Here is a 1,464-nt window from a genome sequence, read left to right as displayed (position 1 = left end):
GGGCGGTTTCAAGGGGTCGTCGCAACACCGAAACGAACTAGACAAGTTCTAGCAGGCGCTCGGCTGGAGTTTTCCAGCCGAGCGTTTTGCGTGGGCGGCCGTTGAGTTGCTGGGCGACGTGCTCGAGGTCTGCGGGGCCGAAGACCGACAGGTCAGTGCCCTTCGGGAAGTATTGGCGTAGCAGTCCGTTGGTGTTCTCGTTCGATCCTCTTTGCCATGGCGATGCGGGGTCGCAGAAGTAGACCGGGACGCCGGTGGTGATCTTGAACGCCTTGTGCTCGGCCATCTCGGCTCCCTGGTCCCAGGTCAACGACCCCCGCAGATGCTCCGGCAGCGTCCCGATCAGGTTCTGAAGGACATCGCGGACGGCGGATGCGGAATGGTCTCCGGGCAGGTGTCCGAGCATCACGTATCGGGTGGTCCGCTCGACGAGCGTGATGATCGCGGTCTTGTTCTTCTCCCCGGTGATCAGATCCCCTTCCCAATGTCCGGGGACAGCGCGATCCTCGATCTCGGCAGGCCGGTCAATGATCATGATCATCGGATCGACGAACCGGCTGGTGCGGCGCTCCGCCGACTTCTGCGGGACGCGACGGGCCCGGCCGCTGCGCAATGCCTGAGCGACCTCGCGTCGCAGACCGCCGCGAGCTTGGAAATAGAGGGCCTGGTAGATCGTCTCGGTGCTCACCCGCATACCCTCATCGTCTGGATGCTCTTCGCGGATCCGGTTGCGGATCTGCTCCGGAGACCATCTTCGCGAAAGCCCGTCCGTGACGTAATCCCGCAACCTGCCCGGCTGGGCGAGCTTCGCCGGTTTCGGACGCGCGCGTGCTGCTGCTGACGCGCGATGCGCGGCATACGGCAGATACCGACCATCGACCGTGTGAGCGTCCAGCTCACGCATGATCGTCGACGCCGGCCGGCCCATCTCCCGCCCGATCGCCCGCAACGAGAACCCCGCCCGGCGCAGGTCGGCGATCTTCTCCCGCTCAAGCAGCGACAACAACCGGCTCCCCACAACATCTGACACCGGTGACGGCTGACTCGACATACTCTCCATCGTGACCTCGCCAGTCGCGTAATTCACTCGCCGACCGTCCGGATAGAACCGCGAATCACGCGACTCCCGCACCCCGTTATCCCAGTCCGTTGCGGTCCGTGGATGGATCCCGACACGCATCGCAGCTTCCCGACGCGAGACGCCCTCGGCACGCAAACGCGCGAACTCAGCACGCCCCGGATGCGGACGTGACGGATAAACCTTCACACGGAACCCGATCTCCCGAGCCCACGAACGCGCGGTATTGACATTCAACCCCAACTCCCGCGCAGCAAGCATCACGCTCCCCAGCGACCCCAGCAACGCCACGAACTCAGCCCGCAGCTGCGCCCTCTCCTCCGAAAACGACACGGTCGTCGCAACCTCCCAAACTCGGGGTGTTGCGACGACCGTTAGAACCCGCC

1 protein-coding gene is annotated in these 1,464 nt (G+C 64.5%); it reads right to left on the bottom strand.

All coding sequences use genetic code 11. From position 1 onward, the window contains the following. Nucleotides 1-37 precede the first annotated feature (37 nt). Nucleotides 38-1,180, bottom strand: coding sequence for an IS30 family transposase (locus WDU93_RS15205; RefSeq protein ID WP_420064202.1), 1,143 nt, complete (start codon nucleotides 1,178-1,180; stop codon nucleotides 38-40). Nucleotides 1,181-1,464: the final 284 nt, after the last annotated feature.

Origin of the sequence: Microbacterium istanbulense (genome assembly GCF_037204145.1) — a bacterium.
Lineage (GTDB): Bacteria > Actinomycetota > Actinomycetes > Actinomycetales > Microbacteriaceae > Microbacterium > Microbacterium istanbulense.
This window is presented reverse-complemented; position numbering and strand designations above follow the sequence as displayed.